This is a genomic window from Candidatus Eisenbacteria bacterium (assembly GCA_035712145.1).
Lineage (GTDB): Bacteria > Eisenbacteria > RBG-16-71-46 > RBG-16-71-46 > RBG-16-71-46 > DASTBI01.
In genome coordinates this window covers 1-1,709 of the sequence record DASTBI010000116.1, presented here as the reverse complement: position 1 = coordinate 1,709, position 1,709 = coordinate 1, and the positions used below count along the sequence as shown (strand labels likewise).

Below are 1,709 nucleotides of genomic sequence, written 5' to 3'. Positions count from 1 at the left end.
GCCGGCAAGCGCGGCTTCTCGATCGAGCCCTTCCTGCTCCTCGACGGGAAGCTCCGGACCTGGGCGGACGTTCGCACCACGCGGCGGCTCGAAGACGATGTGCTGCCGATTCCCACCGTGCGGTGGGAGGTGGACTCGGTGGCCCTCGAGATCACCGCCTTCGCCACACCCCAGCGCGAGAGCTCGGCGGTGTTCGGGCGCTACCGGCTGAAGAACGAAAGCCCGCGTCCCAGGCGAGCCACGCTCTATCTGGCGTTGCGGCCCTTTCAGGTGAATCCGCCCGCGCAGTTCCTCAACACTCAGGGCGGCGTCTCGCCCATCCATCGGCTGGCGCTGGAGGGCCGGAGGGTGAGGGTGGGCGCCGATCGCGACGTGCTGTCTTTGACGCAGGCGGATGGCTTCGGAGCCACCACGTTCGATCAGGGCAACGTCGTCGACTGGCTTCGCGGCGATCGTCTTCCGCCCGAGACGGCGGTGATCGACTCGTTCGGCTTCGCGTCCGGTGCGCTGGCCTATCGAATCGAGCTCGAGCCGGGAGCTTCCCGCGAGGTGGATCTGCTGATCCCGCTCCGCGGCAGGAGCCCGGCCGGCGAGATTTCGGATGTGGAGGGCTCGTTCCGGCGCGCGAGAGACGCATGGCGCCAGGCACTCGGGACGGTCGGGATCGAGCTGCCGGACAGCGCAGCCGCGATCGCCCATGCGGTGCGCGCTCAGCTCGGCTTCATCATGGTCAACCGCGACGGTCCTTCCATCCAGCCCGGCTCGCGCGCCTACGAGCGCTCGTGGATCCGCGATGGATCGCTCACCTGCTCGGCGCTGCTCCGGTTCGGACACTCCGAGATGGTGCGCGACTTCATCGAGTGGTTCGGCCCGCACCAGTACGAGAACGGCAAGATCCCGTGCTGCGCCGATCATCGTGGCGCCGATCCCGTCCCCGAGCACGACAGCCACGGTGAGTTCATCTACCTCGTGGCGGAGTACTTTCGCTTCACCTCCGACCGAGCTTCGCTCGAGCGCTGGTGGCCGCGCGTCGCGAAAGCGGCTGCCTACATGGACACCTTGCGCGCCCAGCGGCGGACGCCCGAGTACCTGGCGCCCGAGAAGAAGGAGTTCTACGGGCTGCTGCCGCCTTCGATCAGCCACGAGGGCTACTCCGCCAAGCCCATGCACTCCTACTGGGACGATCTGTTCGCGCTGCGGGGATACAAGGACGCCGTGTACCTGGCGGGGGTGCTCGGACGTGCGGGCGACCGGGCTCGTCTCGAGCGATCCAGGGACCAGTTCTTCCGCGACCTCAACGCCTCGATCGATGCTGCGATGAAGAAGCACAAGATCCCGTACATCCCGGGTTGCGCGGATCTGGGTGACTACGACGCCACCTCGACCACCATCGCCCTCTCTCCGGTCCAGGCGTGGCCGTCCACCGACGAGAGGCTGGTGCGCACGTTCGCCGGGTACTGGGACTGGTTCACCAAGCGCCGCAATGGAACGGAGCCGTGGGAGGCGTACACGCCTTACGAGTGGCGCACCGTTGGCGCCTTCGTGCGGCTCGGCCAGCGCGAGCGTGCTCAGCAGGCGCTCGACTGGTTCATGCGGCACCAGCGGCCTTCGGGATGGCGCCAGTGGCCCGAGGTGGTCTGGCGCGACGAGCGCGCGCCGAAGTTCATCGGCGATCTGCCTCACACCTGGGTGGGTTCCGATTTCGTGCG

Annotated in this window: 1 protein-coding gene; it reads left to right on the top strand. The window is 67.9% G+C overall.

Annotated elements, in window-relative coordinates:
* The coding region (locus VFQ05_07125; protein ID HET9326524.1) for a coagulation factor 5/8 type domain-containing protein at positions 1-1,709 on the top strand (1,709 nt) is incomplete at both ends.